This window comes from Solibacillus merdavium, from assembly GCF_014836935.1.
In the GTDB taxonomy this organism is placed as follows: domain Bacteria; phylum Bacillota; class Bacilli; order Bacillales_A; family Planococcaceae; genus Solibacillus; species Solibacillus ferritrahens.
On sequence record NZ_JACSPW010000019.1, the window covers coordinates 1 to 20,070 of the forward strand.

Consider the following 20,070-nt stretch of genomic DNA (forward strand, 5'->3'; position numbering starts at 1 on the left):
TGACACTCAAGCATCATACAAGAGGGCTTTTTTGTTTTCAAGTCCCCGAAAATCTTTCTAACAGGAATGCTCCTTAAGTTATCAGTATTAAATTTCACTTTTTAGCCAAGTTGCTATTTTTTCGTCTTCACCTCCTTGCTTAATTACAAAATATTAAAAAGGCAAGTCCCTTTCAATAGCATGTGTGTTCGACCCTGTTTGACCTCCTTTTTGCCTTGATTGCACTTCAAAATCAGAGAGCTATACTTTCAACTACAGCCTGGAATCCATTAAAAGGGAGCTGGTTCTACAAATTAACAATTGCTTTTGAACTGTCTGATTGAAGAAACTAATACGCTCCTATCTAATTTCAATCGTGCATTTTCTAATGATGCAAGTATGTTTGATCAGATTATCGCTTATTTCATAAGTGAAAAAATTTACTCAACAGAAGTGATAGACCAAATATTATATGAATTTGAAGAAGAAACTCTCTTCACAATTGCAAACCAACAAAAATAAGACATTTCATAAACGTCGAACCTAATTCGGCAAGAAATTTATGAAATGTCTTATATTTTTTTTACGAGTGCATAGTATAAAAGAAAAACTTTAGGGAGCTGAATTATTCTATGAAACCAAAAGTACTCATTGCTGTCGACAGCGGAAAATATGGAACGAAAGCAATCCTCTTGCACAATAACAAAGAGCATTACGTCTACTTCCGAACCAAAATGCAGGAAGTGACAACAGCATTAGACATCGATGTTCCTGCTGGCTCGTATGTGGTCAAATATAATGGTAAAACTTATATCATCGGTAATATGGTCGACGAAAGTTTCTCCAGCTATGATTTATCCAAAGAAAAGGATATTCATAAATTATGCATTTACGTTGCCATTGCCGAGTTATTGAAGCAAGCGAATATTAATCCCTCAATTGTCGATTTGAAAGTCGCAGTAAATATCCCCATTTCAGCGTATAAGGATGCTACTACAAAAAAGCGTTACCTTGAATTCATTGAAAACTTTAATAACCCTATTATGATCGAAGTCAACGGTGTACCTTTTATCTTTGAACTTCATAATACAATTGCTGTATTTGAAGGCGTGGGAGCCATTTTTCATGATGTGAAAGCATCTAAAAATGTTAATACAACCGTAATCGATATTGGAGGTCTAAATGCTACCCTATGTCAATTCGATTCTTTGACCCCAAACTTCGATAGTATGGTCGTTTCGAATAACGGATGTAATATTTTGAAAGGGAAAATCGGACGAATGATAAATGAAAAGTTCAACGTCGCTGTTGCATCTAATGACCTTGAGCGAATCATTCACGATGGATTTTTAATGTCCGAGGGAGCTATTATTTCCGACAGCCATCACTTAATTGAACAGTTAAAAGATGCACATTTCCAGGAGATTATCTCTTTTGCGAAAAGTCGTGGCTATACGTTTAACAACACAAATATTTGCTTCTGTGGCGGTGGAGCTTTGTTACTGCACAATTGTATTAAAGAATATTTCCCACATGCTCATATCGTTGTTAATCCGCAATTTTGTAATGTAAAGAGTTTCTTATCCATCTTAAAAATCAAAAATAATTTATGAGAAACCGAATAACGATAAGCTTTTTAGCGGAGGACCACGATATAGTAGCACACTTGCAATCGATTCGGGAGCAGGGACAAAGTATTAGTGGGTATATCAGAAATCTAATACACAAGGATATGAGAGGCATTCCAAATAACATCTCAATCGACGCAGTAGCACAAGCGATTGCGGACAAACTGGGTGCAGTGCAAATAGTTACAAATGCAGAAAAGCCTACTGTTCAATCTGAACAAGTAGACTTTGATGAAAAATGATTATAGAGCAGTTGTTTTAAAAAGGCAGTTTTATACTGCCATTGGTACATAATTAATTACCAACCCTCTAAAAAATATTTACGCATTTCTTTTCGATCCAATACTTTTGTACAACTTTCCCAGTCAATTTTACCAACTGAATTGTTATATCTATTTTCAAAAGGATGTTTTTCAGGTACTTCGCTGATACGTTGTTTAGCTCTTTCAATATCATTCAAAGCAATATCTACCCAAACATCTTCCAAGACATCTGGTAATTGTCCAAATACACCATGTATATTTTTAAAACGCTCTGATAATAAACTATGAACTCTATCTTCAACTGAGTCTTTATATCTTAAATTAAAAATGTGTACAACTTCATTCACTTGTCCAATACGTTGAATACGTCCTTTTCGCTGTTCAAGTCTGGTTGGATTCCAAGGTAAGTCAAGATTAATCAGAGTTCCCAAAGTTTGAAGATTCAGCCCTTCACTTGCAGAATCAGTACCAATTAATAATCTTAGCTTCCTCTGCTTTACTAAGGTCTTTAATTCTTCCTTTTCCTTTTTAGTGAAATTACCGTCGATGAATATACCTGATTTTTCTCCTCCAGCATAAAGCCCAACGCTTTCTTTTGGGAATTTTTGAGACAACTTCTGAGCTACCCATCTGGCAGTATCGAAATATTGCGAAAAGATAATACAACCTTTTTCAAGCCACTTCCATTCGGTAAGTAATTGAATTATCTTTTCAAACTTAGGATCTGTAGACTCGTTAGTCTCCAAAGCTTTAACATATTTAACAAGAAGCTCTTCTTCTTCAGAAGTAAGATTTTTAACGTCACTTTCATCAAACTGTTCATCTTCTTCATTCGCCCATTCAGAAAATGAAGTATTCCATTCATTTAACATTTTTCTTCCTGTGTTTAATCCTGCTACTACGGAACTTCCTATTCGTTTTAATAGTAATGTTTTAAGGAAACCACTACTTTTATTACGTTTACCTAATAAATTACAAAATTCCTCTGCAAACATATAAGCTTGTTTTAAGTAACTGGATAATACTAAAGCATCTTCATCCGATTCCCCATGTAACTCGACTTCAACTTTTTGCAGATAAGGTTCACCAGTTTCGGGATTAATTGTACTTTCTAAGTAACTTCTTTCTCTGCGGATTACATGTCGAATATATGGATTATATTTCTGGTAAAACCCATTATCCAAAATACGACCTATCTTAGCTTGATCTGGCTTTGAAAGTTCAAAATGATTAATATTAATTACAAATTGATCATCTTTTAAACCTACTTTTCGTCTGATCATTCCAAACGTCATTTCATCTTCATAAGATGGAGGGAAAGGATTTCTTATCCATTCCCAATTTTCAGGGTCAAAAAATTCCAGCTTATCCTCGCCAGTTATTAGCTTTAAACCTGTTGATATTTTCTCTTTCCTACGCCAGTTCGACCATTTATTCCCAAGAACACTATCATTCTTCTGAGACAGAATATTCATTAAATCCCATAATTCTATTGGGTACATTTGAATTGGTGTGGCCGTTGCCAACAACATACTTTTTGTTTTCAATGAAATTTGAAGTAAAAACTCATAGAGATTATTAGGGTCTGGACTTTGAGATTCTTTATTTTCACCTAAATTTTTTCTTCTTGCTCTATGTGCTTCATCAACAATTACACATTCGTAATCTCTTGTTAATAAATGCTCAGCTATTGGAGACTTAGAGACAATTAGGCCCTGCGAAACAATTCCTATTTTTCTTGGACATTTCTTTATATCTTCCGAACCCTTATTTGGATAATTAAATCCATTTTCATCAATCCACTCCTTACCGTTCCACACTGCAGAAGGAATGTTTAATAATGTATTTAGTTCATCTTGCCACTGCCATAAAAGTGTTTTTGGAACAATAACCAGTACGGGCTTTTCTCCATACAGAGCCATTAATTGGGCAGACATTGCAAGTTGAATCGTTTTCCCAAGCCCAACCTGATCCGCAAGTATATACCTTGCTCCATAACTTCGTTGGTGATCTCTAAATGCCAAATTGACAAAGAATTTTTGGTGTTCCCATAAACCGAATTCTCCTCTTATGACAGGAGACTCTACTGCGGTCGAAGCAGGATTAGGATCCGATTTCCATTCATCTATGTCGTCTATGACTTCCCTCTCAGAAATACGTTTAATATCTTCAATAATAAATTCTGATAGAGGTATGGCAGTTGGATCATTCCAGAGTGCGTCGAACTCTTCTTGTACCCACTCTATTGCATCTGGGGAATCATCCTCCCAAATGAGTTCATAATTAAGCTTCCAGCCACTATATGTTTCATTAGCACTACCTAAAAAAGAAGTTTTTGTCCCATCTTCTAAAGTAATAACCCCTACTTTTCCATGTATCAAGCCAAATTTTTCATCTGGTACAACTCTTACTTCCATTTTTCCCGATGAAAGTAATTCATATAGTTTTCTAAATCTGTTAGACGAGTTAGGTAATTCTTCTGGCTTAAATTCACACCATTCTTTTCTAATTGCCGACTGAGCAAGCCTTGCCGTTTCCACATCTTTAATATTCAGACCTGAATTGCAGACAATTCTAACTTTCCCTTCAATTTGTTCAATAGCTTCGCCAGCAACTTCCAAAATAGAAGAACTAAAATAACCAGCAATTCTATCGTAACTTTTAGCATTTTTTAATTTATGATTTAAAAGAGAGGCGTTGATAGCCTCTCTTCTCGTAGAATACCTCCGTATCAATATACAGCACCTACCTTAAATACCATCATTTCTAACAGCTTCTCTTAACAGTCGTGCGTAATAAGCATCTTGATGCCAATGTCCCATATGTGTAATATTTTCAAATCTGGATATAAACCCAAGGATTTCTATTATTGCAGAACGTTTATCCCAATATTCATTATTTTGATCATATTTTGCCTTTAAATAATTCTTACCTTCTGCTGTGGATTCAGCCTTAACACATTGATAAATAGCCATTAGTGCATGTCTCATCAATGAACTCCCAAAGGCATCTCTATCAATTCCTTTTACTTTATACTCCGAAGCAGTCTTTAAACGTACAGAATTTGCTTTAAAGTTTTCAAACATATCCTGGTAATCACCTACGCCAAATCCTCTTGCTAATTCCTGATAAGCACTGATTTGATGCACATTTCCCATTTCTAATTCGAGTCCGCGAATAAAAAATCTTTCTTCAGGTAATAAATCTCTCCAGACGAGACTATCTACACCGTCTGGAATTAGGTAGTCATATGCGATTTTAACAGCCTTATTGATTAGTGCTTCTATCGGACTTTCTTCATTAGAATTCCTTGGTTTTGATAACTCATATTGTACATCAATTCCTTCTATTTCTTTATATGCTGTTAGCACTTTTAATGAAGATGCATAAGAAGCTAAGAGATAATCTGCATCCGTAAAGTTTGGATCTTCCTTATCATCAAGTTCTCTCATACTATCAATTTGAAATTGAACTTCTTTTTTTATCTTTCTATATAATTCATCCTGAAATGCAATATCGTTAGAAGTTTGTTTTTTTAGTACAAGTAATACAGTACCTTTTACATAATTCCCGCCATCTTTTAAACCACCTGACTCAGTTTCAGTTGCAATATTCCATGCTGATATAACTCTCAAACCTGAAGACCATAGAATCATTGCTAATTCAGCCCAAACCTTAACATCTTGGTGTGTAAACATAACTACTTGTGTACCATTATCAGGCATATTTGATGCAAGGTTTTTATAGATATCAATCATTTTTTTATTAAAACTTTCTCCTACACCTTGTACCGCTAATACTCTTTTAGTATCTGAGTACCATTCAGGAAATATTTTTTCAATCATTGTTTTATCCCATGATAAAAAAAGTTCAGTCAATTCATGGTAATGAACAGCATCTGCATATGGGGGATCAGTTATCCAAATATCACATTTTTCTTTAATTTCTGTAGCATTTAAAGGATTAACTAATGTGTGCGAATCTATTTTAAAATTGTTAATATTGTAAAACCAAATAGTTTTATACAATGTTAATCCCCTGCATCCATAATTGAATAAAGTGTTAAGCGATTGATTATAAAATACATTTTTTACTGAAGGACTTTTACCATTATCCCACATCGACAATTTAGAATTCCAATCAGCACTTTTATTTACCCCTAATAAGCCTATTACTCTTTGTTTATTATTCTCAGCTAATTTATCAGTTAACTCCATAAGTAAACCTGTAACTAACAATTGTCTTGGATTATACAAGTTACTCCAATAAGTCCACCCTTTTTCATATGTTAATTGATTGGTATTCCAACCTTTTTCAATTAATGTGCTGGGTATATAACCAAGTTCTCTCCATTTTGTAAATCTCTCTCTCAATAATTGGTCAACTTTATACTCTCTTTCTAAATCCTTTTCATCTGGCTCTACAAAATGCCTTATAATTCTATCTTCTCCATTACTATTTTTCACTACTTCTTCATATCTAATACAATATAATCTTTCTTTATAAATATCAGTTTCTAAGTTTTTAAAATCGTTAATACCCCATTTTCTTAACTGGTTTGGAGTATTATATCTGTATTCCCTTGTAACCCCATCATCCATGTCTTTTCTTATGCTTGGTATAGGTGTTAATTTGTTACAATTTGGACATTTAAGGGAATAGTCAAAAAGTGTTACATTTTTTTCTGATTGCTTTAATTCTTCTTTTGAAACATTTTCTACAATTTTAATATTAAAAGCTTTTTCTAAAGGTTCTTTTACTAATTTAGCGATTGTATTAGTAGGACCTCTTCCGATAATCATTGTAGGGAGCAAGGGAACACTGTAATCACACTCTGGACATGTTGTTTCGTTACAATATAAATATGCATTTCCTCTCCAACCTCGTTCATTTTCCTCTATTCCCCAAGATAGAATAATCTTATTTGCCTCTTCAAATACTTTTTTTTGAAATTCAACTAAGGTTTTTACTTCTTCATCACTTGTTCCAGCAATATTTAAAGAAGCCCAAGTCAGCAATGACGCTACTGGATTTAAGTCTGAAGCATAAACATCCGTACCTAACCGAGCGGCCTCAAAAGGAATACTTCCTCCCCCTGCAAAACAGTCTCCAATTTTCGGAGTATGCCCATACCTCTTTCCACCAATTTCCTTTACTAATTCCTTAATACTGGATGCCGAGGTACCTAAATGACTATTTATTTCCATCCAAGCTTTTTTATTTAAATTTGCCACATGTTCAGGTCGATCACAGTACATCATCTTTTCATCGTAAGATAATCTATTAAACGATAATTCTTGTAAGCTTAATTTTTCAGCTTTAGTTATTTCTTTCTTAAAAATTGGTTTTTCATCAGTTGATGATGCAGAAAAATATTTTTCCTTCTCTTTGTTAGTAAGAAGCCTAAAAACGTCCTTAGTCGATAAATTTTTTGACTTTCTTAATAACAATCCTTCATCATCCATGGTAAGTAATTTTAGAAATACTTCCCTATCCTTTTTCGGATTATCAGATACAGGAAGTAATATACCTAATATTGTAGCTCTAACAAGAATAAGGGGTTTTCGTCCCCACCATTTCCCCAGTCCAGTTAAGGTTTGTCCTTGGACTGCTTTACGCTCTTTATAACTTTCCTTGGATACTTTTGAAACTGGAAATTGTGTTTCAATAAACGACTTACTATAATCTAACAAAAAACTTCCTCCAAACTATACATTTTTATACAACATTTCCAAGATACTTCCTTGATTGTTTTCTATATCATCGACAGGGTTTTCTGTTAATGCGAATCTAATTGCTTTTCTCCAACCTCTTTTATCATCAGCATGGCCTGTAACTGCATTTGCCATAGTGAATAACCACCATCTTTCTTCCCGACTAAGCCCTGCCCAATTTTTAATAGCTGTTGAGATAAGTTGTGGGTCTGAATCCTCTATAGCCCACATTAGCAATACCATTTCTTTTCCTAACAAACGTTCAATGGGAATATGACCAGCTTTAAATTTGCCAACAGTTACATCCTTTTCCTTCAATCGATTATTAAAAGAACTTGCTAAAGAATCCTTGATTAAATTCCATTTATGCCTATCTAATACAACCTTTAAATTAGTTTCAAGGAGGCCAGCATGTTGCTCTTCTGAATCACTATCCCATTCAAAACGTTCGTATACCGCCACATCCTCTTTTTGGCTTTTAGGCGTTACAAGTAAAAAATGATGCTTAGATTCTTCTGGCACGAAACCAAAACCTAACGCCTTTTTTTTCGCCATTTAATCTCCTCCTTATTGGCTAATGCTATTTTTATAAGCCTCTATACTCTGTTTATTCTCGGCAACCCAATCCTCAAAATTTTGACCTTTTTCAAACTTACTTTTTTCAATACTCATAGATACTTCTACATTTTTTTCATTAAAGAAAACATCTCGTAACTCATCCAATTGTTTAACAAAGGATTTCGTTTCATGGAATACATAATTGTCAAAGGAAAGTTCTAACCAACTTTGTTGTATCGAATTCGTTTTTTCGAATACTTGTAAACTAACCCCTGAGACTTTCACTTTATGCTTATCTAATATCTCAAGCTGTTTATAAACTTCTGATGTCACAGATGCTCTTAAGATTTGATTAAGAATTAAAGGCTTCTCTTTATCAATTTCAAATTTTGTTTCTGTAATCGGAATTGTAATAGTTTCAGAGAATATTTCAAAGCCTTCATGTACTGCAATCGCTTGGATAAATTTAGTACCTTTAGGGACTTCAAATATATCATCATACACTCCACCACTATTTTTAGGATTAGATCCATCCGTTGTATATTTAATTGTTACTTTAGGAGAAGACGCTTTCAGTTCGATGTAATTACTTCCGTTTTTATCGAATACATTGTATTGTAATTGAACGTTATTATTCCAGGGTGTTAATGTACCTGTTTTATGTTTCCCAGTAGAATCTACGCATAAAAACGTTAATGATAATTCTGTTGTTTTAAATGCATTTAAATCTTTTACTTCTAATGATCCAGGAGTAGCCTCTCCATTAATTTCATAATATACCTTATCTCCATTTTGAGGCGTGATTTTTAAGGTTACTTCACCCGTTGATTCGTCTCTATGTGTTTCGCGAACATTTACTGAAGTTTCAGGTGCAGGTGGTTCTTTATCAAGATAACCACCTTCTTCAATCCATATTCCCTTTTTCAAACACTCACTTTTTAAATCCTCTAAAGCTTTAGGTGGGTGCCATGACCAAGATGTAGTAGTTGCAACTCTTTCTTTTAAATCAATCCAACGCATTTGGCGAGATGTAAAAATTCGTGCTTCAAATTTCTTTCTAAAAGTATCACTTGTGGTATCTTTATCAAATTTCATTACATCAACTAATACATTACGAATTTGTTCTTCAGCGTCAAATTTATTATGTTTAAATTCCATCTTAAAGTCACTTGATTCAAAACCATCTGAAGTTGGATAGTATAAAGTAATAAATGTCTCTCTTGAATTCTGTAACAAATTCAATTCTACTTTATGAAGAATTTCTTGGGCTGATTGAAATTGTGTATCATTTTCGAGTACTTTTTCTTCTTTCATTCGATTAATAATTGATTGGATTGCTTTTAATTGTTTAGCAACTTCCAACAAATTCTCCATTGAATTACGTTGCCCAGTTAAAAACATTAATCTATTTTTATATTTAACATTTTCATAAAATTCCTCTAAATCTCTCTTAAGCCCTATACCATTTGGGTTTGGTTCAAATAAAATCAACGTAACTTTATCTTGTTTAATTTCAATTTCATCAATAGCTGGAAAAACTTCAACTTCTTGATAGCAATCCTTTAAATTAGGCAAGAATTTTTCCATTAATATTTTTTTAATCTCTTGCTTTGCAATTTCATCTGTATAAGTATCCACTAAAGATAACAATTCCGCATTTACATTTTTGACATCTTTAAAGAATAATCTATTGTTAGAATCAGTATATAAATACCAAGATTTCGTTTTAAACTGTTCTAAACTATTCTTAATTTCTGTTATATTTCTGCCTGGTTTAGCTAAAACACCAATAGCTTCTTGTATGGATAGGCCTTGGACTATACCTGTCACATCACCTAAAGAAGAAACTAATAACAATTTACTTAAATCTTGAATGTCATTAGAATTTGATAATGCGTCAAGATCTTCAGCAACAGCTTTTCCATTCTGAGCTATATCATGAGAAATTGCATTTGATAACCTCGGTTTAATACTTCTTATCATTGAAAACATTTCTGAATTGTTTAAATCCATGTCGAATGCATTTAATAAATAATTTGACTTCGCCTTAGGATCAGTACCATCATACAGATTTTTTACCATTATTCTTGTTAATCGTATAAATCCTCGCGTTTGTTGGAAACCAGGATTTTCTTTAAATCTCGCAAATAAATCCTTGATAGACGGATGGAAAGGATATGCATCCTTAATTCCTGTATATATTTGTTCAGGTGATTGATTTGTATACCCCATTTGTTTAGCTTCTTTAACAGCTTCTTGATAAGCTAAAGCAATTTCATGAATTTCTTCATCTGTAGCTTTATTTTCAAAAAGTCTTTTTCTTAAAATATGATAAAGATCGTCAGAGGTAGTTCCCACAGGCTCAATATTAATTGATTGACGACCGATCTCGTTTTCTAAATTCTTAAACGATTTTTGAATTAAGTTTGAACCCGCTTCATACGTAGCTTGTAAATCTGAGATTACAAGGCAAACATTATGTAACTCAGCTTTACCAATTGCATTAAATAAATTTGAAAGTGCATTAGTAGTAACATCAGCAAGTGTTCCTGTACCAACTTGAATTGTTCGAGCATATTCTAAATACGGTGGTAACTCGTCGAGTAATATTAATGTTGGTTCACCTTTTAATAAGTTAATCCAAGCAGATTGACCTGGGGCTCTTAAAGGTGAATAGTAATCTTTAAATAATTCTTCTTTGCCTAATTGACGAGCAATTTCTCCCCAAATCCCATATGAAATATCACTTTCTCGCCCTGTGTAAGCTACAACTTTAATTTCTTGATCAAAATTAAACGAACTATTCAAATATTGTTTTCTAATTTCAGGATTTTGAGCTAAAAGTCCAAGTGCTACCATGTTGTGGGTTTTACCACCACCCATTGATTGTGTTAACTTTACAATACCACTCGTACCTTTTCCATCGAATCTTTTAAAAGCCGTATCAAACAATAATTGCATGCCTTCAGTAACGTATGTTTCGTTAAAAAATGCTTCAGCATCTACTGAATCATCTATTAGATTAGCTAAATCTAAAGTATCGTCTCTTTTGGTTTCATCAAAAACACTCGCTCTTGGCTTACATGCTTCAAATAAAGTTTTCATTCAAGTTCCTCCTACAATTACATATCAAATTTTTATTACATTAATATATAAAACTTTATTGATACTAAACTTTAGAAATGAATGTTGTTCTCCTTTCCCTCTCGTTGTCGAATTTTTACTCTTCATAACACTTTATAGACATTGAGTTTAGAACAAACATTTTCTACTATATATTGTCTTATATTATATCCTTTCAAACAATACTATTCTTCTTCGAAATATCCAAAATTTTACTAACAATCGATAACCTTCTTTTGCCACATTGCTGTAAAACAACTTTTGTATAATCATTACCCTTCAATAGTTTATCATTATTGTTTTCGTAAATTACTTTAATATTTCCCATTAGTTCATCTTCATTGATTTCATTTTCCCAATAGCTATCAATTAATTGATTTAAAGCAATCGCTAATTCCCTTTGAGTTCGATAAAAACGCTTCAGTTCCAAGAGCTCACCTCATTGTTAAAATCATTATTCAATTTTAATTAATTCGTTATTTTTTTCTTACTCTATTCTTATTCTAACCTTGTTTGATAACGGTTTCAATTAACTATTAAAGTTTTCTCCAAACAAAAAGAGGTGTGCTCTCGTTAGCATCACCTCTTGCATACAGAATTCACTTCAATAGTTTCTTACTGATATTTTCAATATACTTTTCAAAGCTTTCTTCTAAATCACGGATTTTCGGTTTAATTGGTACATCTAATTTATCTAATTCTTGCAGGGCTCGATATATTTCAAATAACACCCATATCCCTTCTTCAATTAAATCAGCGTTTTTCAGTGAGCTCACTAAATTTTTTTCAAATATCATAAGTCGGTTATATATCACATAATACGCATCAAAATCATCTTCTATCTTCTCCATACTTAATACCATATCGATTGACATTTCTGACAGAATATTTGGCAAGCTACTAAATGACCCATCAAATTGAAGTTTCTTTAAATGATCATACGCGAAAAGTCGAATTGCATTTTCCACCTGCTTAACTGCTAAATAGATATTCACTGGAACACCATAAGTTTTTAGACCAAATGTGTTTTCAAAGTTTAATTTACTCATAAAATAATTACTCCTTTCATAAGCTAAATTCTTTGTTTAATGCAAGGCCAATGCATCTACTTATATGTTATTTACAAGTCAAATACTTTTCAATACAACAAGTGCTTTACCATGTTTGAGCATCTCATTAATGTGCACTAAACCGTTCTCCTAAGCTTTCCATCCGTATGCGGTAGCTATCTTCCGTTTCAAAATCGCGTTCTTCAAAAAGTAAGAGATGGTGACTTATCATCTCTTCTCGACTATCAGGCGGATTCAATAGTTCTATTGGCTTTCCTCCGTAGAAATATGGCGAAAAGGTTTTAATCATGTTGCGGAAAATTTCCGTGATTTTTTCAAATGTTTGTTCATGCGTATCCTCTGGCGTGAAGTAGACGCCGATGCGACGTTTATTACAAATTAATTCTGGATGTATCTTTTTTTGAAGCAAACTCTTTTGTTCCTTAAAAGCGTCATATTCTCCCGTAAGACACTTATCGAAATACAATTCTATATATGCTTTTCCACGGCGGTCGATGGCACTGCATCGATATACAACACCATACTTACCTGCCCCAATATTCAATATTTTGTCGTACTGGTTTGCTTTCTTGTCATAATGAAAGTTCAAAAATTGAGGTATCTTCTTTCTTAAATGCAAAAGTAATCCATGCTTTATATCTTGGTCTAATTCGTAAATTAATGGCGGTGGATCAACAATTAAATGTCCGCAATGGCTCGGTGGAATTCGTTCACTTTGTAACACTATTGATAACCGTGCCTCTACTTCATCTAATAGATGCAGATTTTCATATATCTCTAATTTATACATGTCATTGAGCTGTTGTAATATTGGAATCACTTCACTATTGAGTGTGATTGCATAAAAGTCTACATAAGAAGATTGATTACCCTTGAGCCAATGCTGTAATTCATTTATCATCTCTTTATCAAATTCACGCGCCACCCAAACAATGACACCCTCTTGAGTTGAAGTAATCATCTTCTTCACGCGATTCAAGTAAGCTTTATTTGCTGGCTTTACTTGCAGTTCAAATAATACTGGAATTCGTCTTTTCTTATCAACAGCTTTTACATCAACATGATACGCTCCGTGCTTCTGCTCTAATGCCATATGATGTACTTCAAAACCCAATACTTCGCTAATAATCTTAGGGCGTTCTTTTAAATATATGCCCAATATTGCTTCTTTCATAGAACCGTTCCTACTCATGTACTTCGCCTCCATTACATCACTAATTTCATTTTTGGTAAATAATAATTGCACAAAAAAAGCACTCACCTCAGATACAGGTAAGTGCTAATCGTATTCAAATTTTAAATTGCATCGCTTAAACATATAAATCACCTCACGATTAATTTGAGAAAATTATAAAAAACGATTTGGCTATAGTCAAACAAAAAGAAACATACGTTCCTCATTACATAAAAGTTAGTTAACTGTTGTGTAATATTTATATAACATTTGCATCAGTGCTAAACAGCTATTGCAAAACTATATAACAATTACCTAATGATTATGTAGCACGGCAACAGTATGCCTGTCACCGTAGAGCTTTTATTGTAGCTCTTTTAGTTCGCTGATCAATTCGGCAATTTGTTGAAGGTCGTTTATAACACCTGTTCCTTCAAATTTTACAAGCAATACCGTTTCAATGATTTCGACCAACAACTCTTTTTGTGATGCTGTTAGAATTTCATCATTGTGCTCAATCTGTGTGCTGAAAAGAAGTTCGCTAATACTCATAGGCTTATCAGACATATTTAAATCTGAACCTACTAACGAAGCAGGATCTACTTTCAAGACTTTAGCAAGTTTTAAAATCTTAGTGAAACCTGGACTCTTACGCTCACCTTTTTCAAGTCGATTCAAGTACGAAATCGATATGCCACTCAAGTCACTCAAATCAGCTAATGTCAACCCTCTTTTCTTGCGCAATGATTTCAGCATCTTACCGAATTCATCCGAAATCAACATTTCATCTTTTTCCATTATAAATCCTCTCCTTCATGCATTATTCCACAAATGGAATGCCATTTCTCTGATCAGATGATCTTTATTATGATAGATTTGAAGAAGAGGATTATAACTATTTTAATAGATTTTTTAATTGGATTTTATTTGAAGTTTAAATGGTCTGAGGTTGTTTAGCGATGATAGTCAACCAGTTATCGTCACCGTAGTTAAATTGAAGTTCTTTATAGCTGAATAATTTTAGGGCTTCCTCTAAATACGTGTGCACATCTTTTCTACCATATTGCTTGTTGCAATCTGTCAGGTTCATTGTTAAGCACCCTGGAGCAATCTCTTCGTATTCAAGGACATCGTTTCCTATAAGTGTATCTAAGACTGCTACTAAATCTACTGTTTCAAAACTTTCAGGTTCAGTAGCGAATATTGTCCACCAATGCCCGTTCTCTCCAAAGAATTGAATGTCTTTATAGCCCTGAAGCTCTAATGCATCACTAAGGAACTCATACACACGTTTTCCATTAAATTTTTTGTTGCAATTAAATGAATTGACCGAGATAGAATTAGGATAATACATACCATACTCATAAACGGTGTTTCCTAATAAAGTTAATACCGTAGTAGCTAAATTTGACAATTCTACATCGTTGTATTGTGGATCTTGCGCTTCTATAAACAACCAGTGCCCATCTCCAAATGTGAATCGAATATCTTCAAAGCCTTGTTGTGATAATCTTTCTTCTAAATAGACTTCCACCTCTTTACCTTGAATTTTCATATTACAATCGATTAAATTTACGGCAATCATATCTTGCTCTACTTGTTCGTATTCGACTACATCATCTTGTAATAAAGTTAATACCGCTGTTGTCAGTTTAGTTTTTTTAGCGAACATATCTCGTCCATCTTTAGCAAGCACTGTAATCCAATTGCCATCACAAGCATTAAAGTGAACTTTTTCAAATCCATGGAATTCTAATGCTTCTCTTAGATATTCAAAAAGATCCTTCTCATTAATTTTTTGGTTTACATCTACTAAGTTTACAGTGATTGAGTTTGGCTGATACTCTTCAAATTCAAGCACTTGTGAGCCTAATAAAACCAGCACTGTTGTCATTAATCTGGATTGTTCAGCAAAGGAATCCTGAGGGTCTTTTGCGTAGACAGTCATCCAGTTGCGATCCCCGCAATTAAAATGAATATCTTCAAAACCGTGGAATGTTAATGCTTCTACAAGGAAAGCAAAAATACTTTTCCCTTCGTATTTTTTATTTATATTCACTAAATTCATCGTAATCGAATCGGGTTGGAATCTCTCGTGTTCGATTACATTCTCTCCTAAAAGCGTTAATACAGTAGTTATTAATCGTGTTCGTTCTTCTACATCATTACGAGGTTGAATAGCGCTTACAATTAATACTTTGTCATCATCGTCATCAAATTCAAATTCAATCTCTTCATATCCGTGCATTAACAATCCTTCTCTAAGATAAATGCACACATCTTTCCCATTAATTTCTTGATCAATATCTTCCAATTTAACAAGAACCTCATTTGGTCGGTAGTCCTCGCAAGAAATTGCATTTTCTTGTAGTAAAGTAGATACAATAGATAATAATTCAGTTTGGTACATGCGTAACCAGTCCTTTCTTTAAATTTTTTAATAAATTATAAGCATCAATTACAAAAATACTACTAAAATTTGTCCTTACATGGTCGAACACCCCCTTTCAATGAAATTGATTATGCTGAATAAAGCTCTGGCTCCTCTAATTTCAGTAACTCAGTATCTATCGCTTTTCTGAAATAGAGCTTTTTATGATTGAAATACGCTTGCAGGAAGCTATTTCTTTCCCATACATCATCGATATACGCCTTTTTCTTCTTTCCGCCTAATTCCATATCATAGACTTTCTGCGCTATACCACGAATATCAATTTGCTCACGCTCTTTAAACTCGATATATGGTGGCGCTGTTCGATTTATTTCAAAATGACTTACTATATCTTTTACATCATCAATTAAATTAATTGTCGGAGAATCATTTGAGCTATAAAAGCCAAACGATGCCAGGAATGAAATAACCGAAAGATCTTCTGCATCTGCAAAGATTTTCGCTAACTTTTTTGCACCTTTTGCATCTGGAATACTGTAATAAGCGGTCAACTTATCCATAAGCTTTTCGAACGACGTTTTATTATTTTCATAAACTAATACCTCACAGCTTTTATTAAAAGTAGAGCCATCCTCATTGGTTTTCTCCAATGAAAATGAGTAAAAGCCTAATGGTACAGTTTTGATGAACTCTATTTTTTCTAATTCTGTTGTGTCAATTGTATCGTCTGCGATTTTTGCAAATTGTTCAATTTGCTTTAATGGCAATAACCTTCGGAAGCTGGCAGGATTATTCTCACAATCTTGCCAAACACCTTGTCCAACATATAGCTTCTCTGGCGTAATCCAAGCAATTTTATTTTGCCAATCATCTACAAAGCTTACGATATAAGCATTTTTCGTTCCGCCAGCTTGCTCACCTCGTAATGCACGCCCTACCATTTGTGTCATTAAAATTTCAGAAGTTGTTGGTCGTGTCAAAAATACGGTTTGCGTATCTGGTATATCCGTTCCTTCTGTTAAAATGTTCACATTGATCAGAACATCCAACGCATTTTCCTTAAAGCGTTTAATTTTTTCCTTATTGGAATCGGATATAATGCCTTTACCAAATAGATCTGTGCCATTTGAAATGACATATTCTGAACGTATACCACGCTCATGAAACAGCGTATTTAATACGACTGCATGTGTCTGACTAACTGCGAAAATAAGCGTTTTACCATATTCATCTTTGTTGTCGATATACTCTTGAACAATACGATTATTCCGAACTTTATTTTTGGAAATAAAATTCGCAATATCAGGTGGAATAGTATCATTTTTCTCAATTAGTTGCGCTTCTTCCTCTGAAACATCTTCTGCAACATTAATATACGTCTGCAATGTTTTTAAAATAGGTTGAGCGAGGATCCCTCTACTAATTAATGTTCGTAAAGACACTTGGTACACAATATCGTTTTTGAATACCTTTTTTAGTAGTCCTTTTTCGTATTGTGCAGTTCGAAATGGTGTAGCCGTTAAGCCAATTACTTGAAATTTCTTTGCATTTTTATCGATGCTTTCCATTATTTTGCGATACGTTTTTGCAGTAGCGCGGTGTGCTTCATCAATAATAAGAAAGACTTCTTTATGATATTTCAACCACTTCTCTTCTAAATGATGCAAGCCTCGATACAAACTGTCCTTACTGGCAATAATAAAGTCATCATTACGCTCAATCGTTGATGCGCTTCCATGTTCGCCCGAAATAATACGGCAGTTAAAATGCTTTCGCTTATCGATTAATGCTGTAATAGCATTTTTCTCAACTGATTCAAAAGCTTGCTCAATCAATTCGCGACGATGTGCAATCCAAATTACTTTCTTATGCTGATTAATGAAATTTTTTAATACCCAGCGAACTGCCGTTTCTGTCTTTCCACCGCCAGTCGGTAAAACTATGAGTCCCGCAAATCGGTTGTTTTCCTTATCTATAATTGATTGATCTAATGCCATCATTGCTTCTCTTTGATGCAAATAAAGTTCCTTATCTCTTTTAACATCCTTCACTTTAAGCACCACTAAATTTTTCTTTTTTAATGCTGATTTCATATTACATCCACTCCTTGTATTACTTAATAAACTGATGAAAACACAAAAAAGACTGGTTAATTACATACATGCAATATCAAAAAAAATAACCATCATAGATTCATAAAAGGACACAAGAATCCCATTTATAAAACCACTCAAGTATTCATTTGAAATAAACATGTATATAAAAACCAGTCTAACTATCTATATAAGTATACAAAGCCATTTAAAAATAGAAAAAATAATATATACAAAAAACTATTTACAAAATACAAGTATAAATTAAAACACTCTTTGCCTATTGTCAACACATTTTCTCGGAAATTTTTAATAATATACAAATTTATCCATTAAAATTAAAACAAACATCAAAAATATATCATTATTTCATAACATCCACAATAAAATTATTATCTCTTAAAGCATTCGGTAACAACACGACTTTAACTCCTTCTAAATATGTTAAGTATTTTGCACATACAATTTCATAAGTACGTGGCTCCGTTACGAAGAAGTATTTAAATTGCGCATCATTACGTTGCAATTTTTCAAAGTCATTTAGAAAACTACTCTTTTGCTGTGAACCAAAATCATTTTCCAAATATGGATATGTTGTCTTTAATTCTCCAATTACTCTTTTGCCATCAGCAGTCAATTCATCTATATCCAAACCTGGTTTTAGAGCCATCTTTAAATCGGACAAACCATGTCTACTCTGCAAAAATTCCTTTATTAACAAACAGCCTAAGAAACTCATATCATTATCTATATTGCCGAGTATTCTTCGAAGTCCTTTTAAAAGTTCAAATTGCTCGATTACTTCTAACTTTGAAAAGCCGTCAACATCTGCATTATTTAAATAAGCCTGTGCTTCTATCAATTTGTTCGAGATTTTTTCAATGTATCCCGCTTCCGTGTAATCAACTACATTAGCTTGGTTGCCATGTTCTACTTTAAATAACACCTTATTTTCAGCCACATCTGCTTTAATGAATATTACATAATTGCCGAAATCAACTTCTTTAATTTTATAGCCAGCATGTAACCATGTAACTGCATGTTTTTGTGAGCGCTCAGTATTGCCCCACCACACTTTGTACTTATATGCTGAGGCTGGTAAAGATTCCTTTAAAATCGATTCTATCTCACTAAATGTAAGCTTTATTTCATTCGCTGTTACATTCATTAAATATTGTTGTAACGGTATATATCTTCCCTCTTTTAAACGGTTCATTTTGTCCTCACTGCACTCTTGAAAAATTTATCCTTTTATTGTAAATTATATTTTACCAAAATCCATTAATAATAATTAAGTATCTTGGAGGTAGCTGAATGGCAGTATTTTCTTCTATGACTGAGCTAATTAATTATTACAACGAAAAACAAACTATTCCTTCGCGTATCGCTGTAACTATCAATGGTTCAGTCCACAAATTCAAAAGGACTTCTACTCATAACAAAGATAAAATCTCAAAAGATATGATAGACAACTATACATTTGTCGAAGACGAAAACTGCGGTTTATCAATTGAACTTCATGTGCATTTTTACCGCTTTTATGAAGCAAAACAAATTGTAGAATCCTATATGGTGTTTTTCCATGATGAAGACGTCCTATATTTGCACCCGATCTACTTTTATAATCGCTTTTTGACGGACGTTGATTTCGCTCCATACATAAACGCAACATCCGACTCCTTAGAGAAATGGACTGGATTAAAATGGGTGAATATTAACAATGCACCTACTGCCTTTGCAGATATTAGAGATGAAGCATATAGCAAAATCAAAGCAGATACATTTTACTTAGTTCCACCATTAGTTGACCCAGCTATAGAGTCAGAATTAGACCAATCTCTTTTGAACCTCTTTAATGAGAATTATAAAAAGCATTGGCTAATAGATGAACATGGACAAAGCTCTTATTTCAATATGCCCTTTGAAGTGCCTGAGTTTTGGTGAAATTTTAAGCGAATATTCAATATTGTACAAAAAGAATAAAGCTGGGCATAATACGCCCAGCTTTTGTTGTATTTGTCGCAAATAATATGCACTGAGGACGTAGCAAACCCTTTCAATATTACAACTGCTTAG

The 20,070-nt window shown here is 33.4% G+C and carries 14 protein-coding genes; 3 read left to right on the forward strand and 11 right to left on the reverse strand.

Going from position 1 to position 20,070, the window contains the following annotated elements; translation table 11 throughout:
* Positions 1 to 611: 611 nt before the first annotated feature.
* Positions 612 to 1,592 (forward strand): ParM/StbA family protein, encoded by a 981-nt coding sequence (locus H9632_RS16050; RefSeq protein ID WP_191705084.1) that lies wholly within the window; start codon positions 612 to 614, stop codon positions 1,590 to 1,592.
* Positions 1,589 to 1,849, forward strand: a complete 261-nt coding sequence (locus H9632_RS16055; protein WP_191705085.1) for a hypothetical protein — start codon at positions 1,589 to 1,591, stop codon at positions 1,847 to 1,849. The genes H9632_RS16050 and H9632_RS16055 overlap by 4 nt, the downstream gene beginning before the upstream one ends.
* A 56-nt stretch (positions 1,850 to 1,905) precedes the next feature.
* On the opposite strand, the gene H9632_RS16060 is transcribed toward H9632_RS16055, so the two are convergent.
* The 11 genes from H9632_RS16060 to H9632_RS16110 form a co-directional block, all read right to left on the reverse strand.
* Positions 1,906 to 4,605, reverse strand: coding sequence for a phospholipase D-like domain-containing anti-phage protein (locus H9632_RS16060; RefSeq protein ID WP_191705086.1), 2,700 nt, complete (start codon positions 4,603 to 4,605; stop codon positions 1,906 to 1,908).
* 15 nt (positions 4,606 to 4,620) lie between these two features.
* Positions 4,621 to 7,563, reverse strand: coding sequence for an anti-phage-associated DUF1156 domain-containing protein (locus H9632_RS16065; RefSeq protein WP_191705087.1), 2,943 nt, complete (start codon positions 7,561 to 7,563; stop codon positions 4,621 to 4,623).
* Between the two features lie 15 nt (positions 7,564 to 7,578).
* Positions 7,579 to 8,139, reverse strand: a complete 561-nt coding sequence (locus tag H9632_RS16070; RefSeq protein ID WP_191705088.1) for a DUF3780 domain-containing protein — start codon at positions 8,137 to 8,139, stop codon at positions 7,579 to 7,581.
* 12 nt (positions 8,140 to 8,151) lie between these two features.
* On the reverse strand, positions 8,152 to 11,247 hold the full coding sequence (locus tag H9632_RS16075; RefSeq protein WP_191705089.1) for a DUF499 domain-containing protein: 3,096 nt from the start codon (positions 11,245 to 11,247) through the stop codon (positions 8,152 to 8,154).
* A gap of 193 nt (positions 11,248 to 11,440) precedes the next feature.
* On the reverse strand, positions 11,441 to 11,695 hold the full coding sequence (locus H9632_RS16080) for a TIGR04540 family protein (RefSeq protein ID WP_191705090.1): 255 nt from the start codon (positions 11,693 to 11,695) through the stop codon (positions 11,441 to 11,443).
* Positions 11,696 to 11,864: 169 nt separating this feature from the next.
* Complete coding sequence (locus H9632_RS16085) at positions 11,865 to 12,314, reverse strand: hypothetical protein (RefSeq protein WP_191705091.1); 450 nt, start codon at positions 12,312 to 12,314, stop codon at positions 11,865 to 11,867.
* A 127-nt stretch (positions 12,315 to 12,441) separates the two neighbouring features.
* Positions 12,442 to 13,527, reverse strand: coding sequence for a hypothetical protein (locus H9632_RS16090; protein ID WP_191705092.1), 1,086 nt, complete (start codon positions 13,525 to 13,527; stop codon positions 12,442 to 12,444).
* A gap of 345 nt (positions 13,528 to 13,872) precedes the next feature.
* Positions 13,873 to 14,307, reverse strand: a complete 435-nt coding sequence (locus tag H9632_RS16095) for a helix-turn-helix domain-containing protein (protein WP_191705093.1) — start codon at positions 14,305 to 14,307, stop codon at positions 13,873 to 13,875.
* 136 nt (positions 14,308 to 14,443) lie between these two features.
* Positions 14,444 to 15,919: a hypothetical protein gene (locus H9632_RS16100; RefSeq protein WP_191705094.1), complete on the reverse strand. Its 1,476-nt coding sequence runs from the start codon at positions 15,917 to 15,919 to the stop codon at positions 14,444 to 14,446.
* Positions 15,920 to 16,029: 110 nt separating this feature from the next.
* Positions 16,030 to 17,994, reverse strand: a complete 1,965-nt coding sequence (locus H9632_RS16105; RefSeq protein ID WP_191705095.1) for a DEAD/DEAH box helicase — start codon at positions 17,992 to 17,994, stop codon at positions 16,030 to 16,032.
* Between the two features lie 364 nt (positions 17,995 to 18,358).
* Positions 18,359 to 19,210, reverse strand: coding sequence for a DUF7662 domain-containing protein (locus tag H9632_RS16110; protein ID WP_191705096.1), 852 nt, complete (start codon positions 19,208 to 19,210; stop codon positions 18,359 to 18,361).
* Between the two features lie 98 nt (positions 19,211 to 19,308).
* Between H9632_RS16110 and H9632_RS16115 the strand changes: the two genes are divergently transcribed.
* Positions 19,309 to 19,938: a hypothetical protein gene (locus tag H9632_RS16115; protein WP_191705097.1), complete on the forward strand. Its 630-nt coding sequence runs from the start codon at positions 19,309 to 19,311 to the stop codon at positions 19,936 to 19,938.
* Positions 19,939 to 20,070: the final 132 nt, after the last annotated feature.

Coding starts and splice junctions, on each gene's coding strand:
- H9632_RS16050 (WP_191705084.1), top strand. CDS start 612: ATGAAACCAAAAGTACTCATTGCTGTCGACAGCGGAAAATATGGAACG.
- H9632_RS16055 (WP_191705085.1), top strand. CDS start 1,589: ATGAGAAACCGAATAACGATAAGCTTTTTAGCGGAGGACCACGATATA.
- H9632_RS16070 (WP_191705088.1), bottom strand. CDS start 8,139: ATGGCGAAAAAAAAGGCGTTAGGTTTTGGTTTCGTGCCAGAAGAATCT.
- H9632_RS16075 (WP_191705089.1), bottom strand. CDS start 11,247: ATGAAAACTTTATTTGAAGCATGTAAGCCAAGAGCGAGTGTTTTTGAT.
- H9632_RS16085 (WP_191705091.1), bottom strand. CDS start 12,314: ATGAGTAAATTAAACTTTGAAAACACATTTGGTCTAAAAACTTATGGT.
- H9632_RS16090 (WP_191705092.1), bottom strand. CDS start 13,527: ATGAGTAGGAACGGTTCTATGAAAGAAGCAATATTGGGCATATATTTA.
- H9632_RS16095 (WP_191705093.1), bottom strand. CDS start 14,307: ATGGAAAAAGATGAAATGTTGATTTCGGATGAATTCGGTAAGATGCTG.
- H9632_RS16100 (WP_191705094.1), bottom strand. CDS start 15,919: ATGTACCAAACTGAATTATTATCTATTGTATCTACTTTACTACAAGAA.
- H9632_RS16105 (WP_191705095.1), bottom strand. CDS start 17,994: ATGAAATCAGCATTAAAAAAGAAAAATTTAGTGGTGCTTAAAGTGAAG.
- H9632_RS16110 (WP_191705096.1), bottom strand. CDS start 19,210: ATGAACCGTTTAAAAGAGGGAAGATATATACCGTTACAACAATATTTA.
- H9632_RS16115 (WP_191705097.1), top strand. CDS start 19,309: ATGGCAGTATTTTCTTCTATGACTGAGCTAATTAATTATTACAACGAA.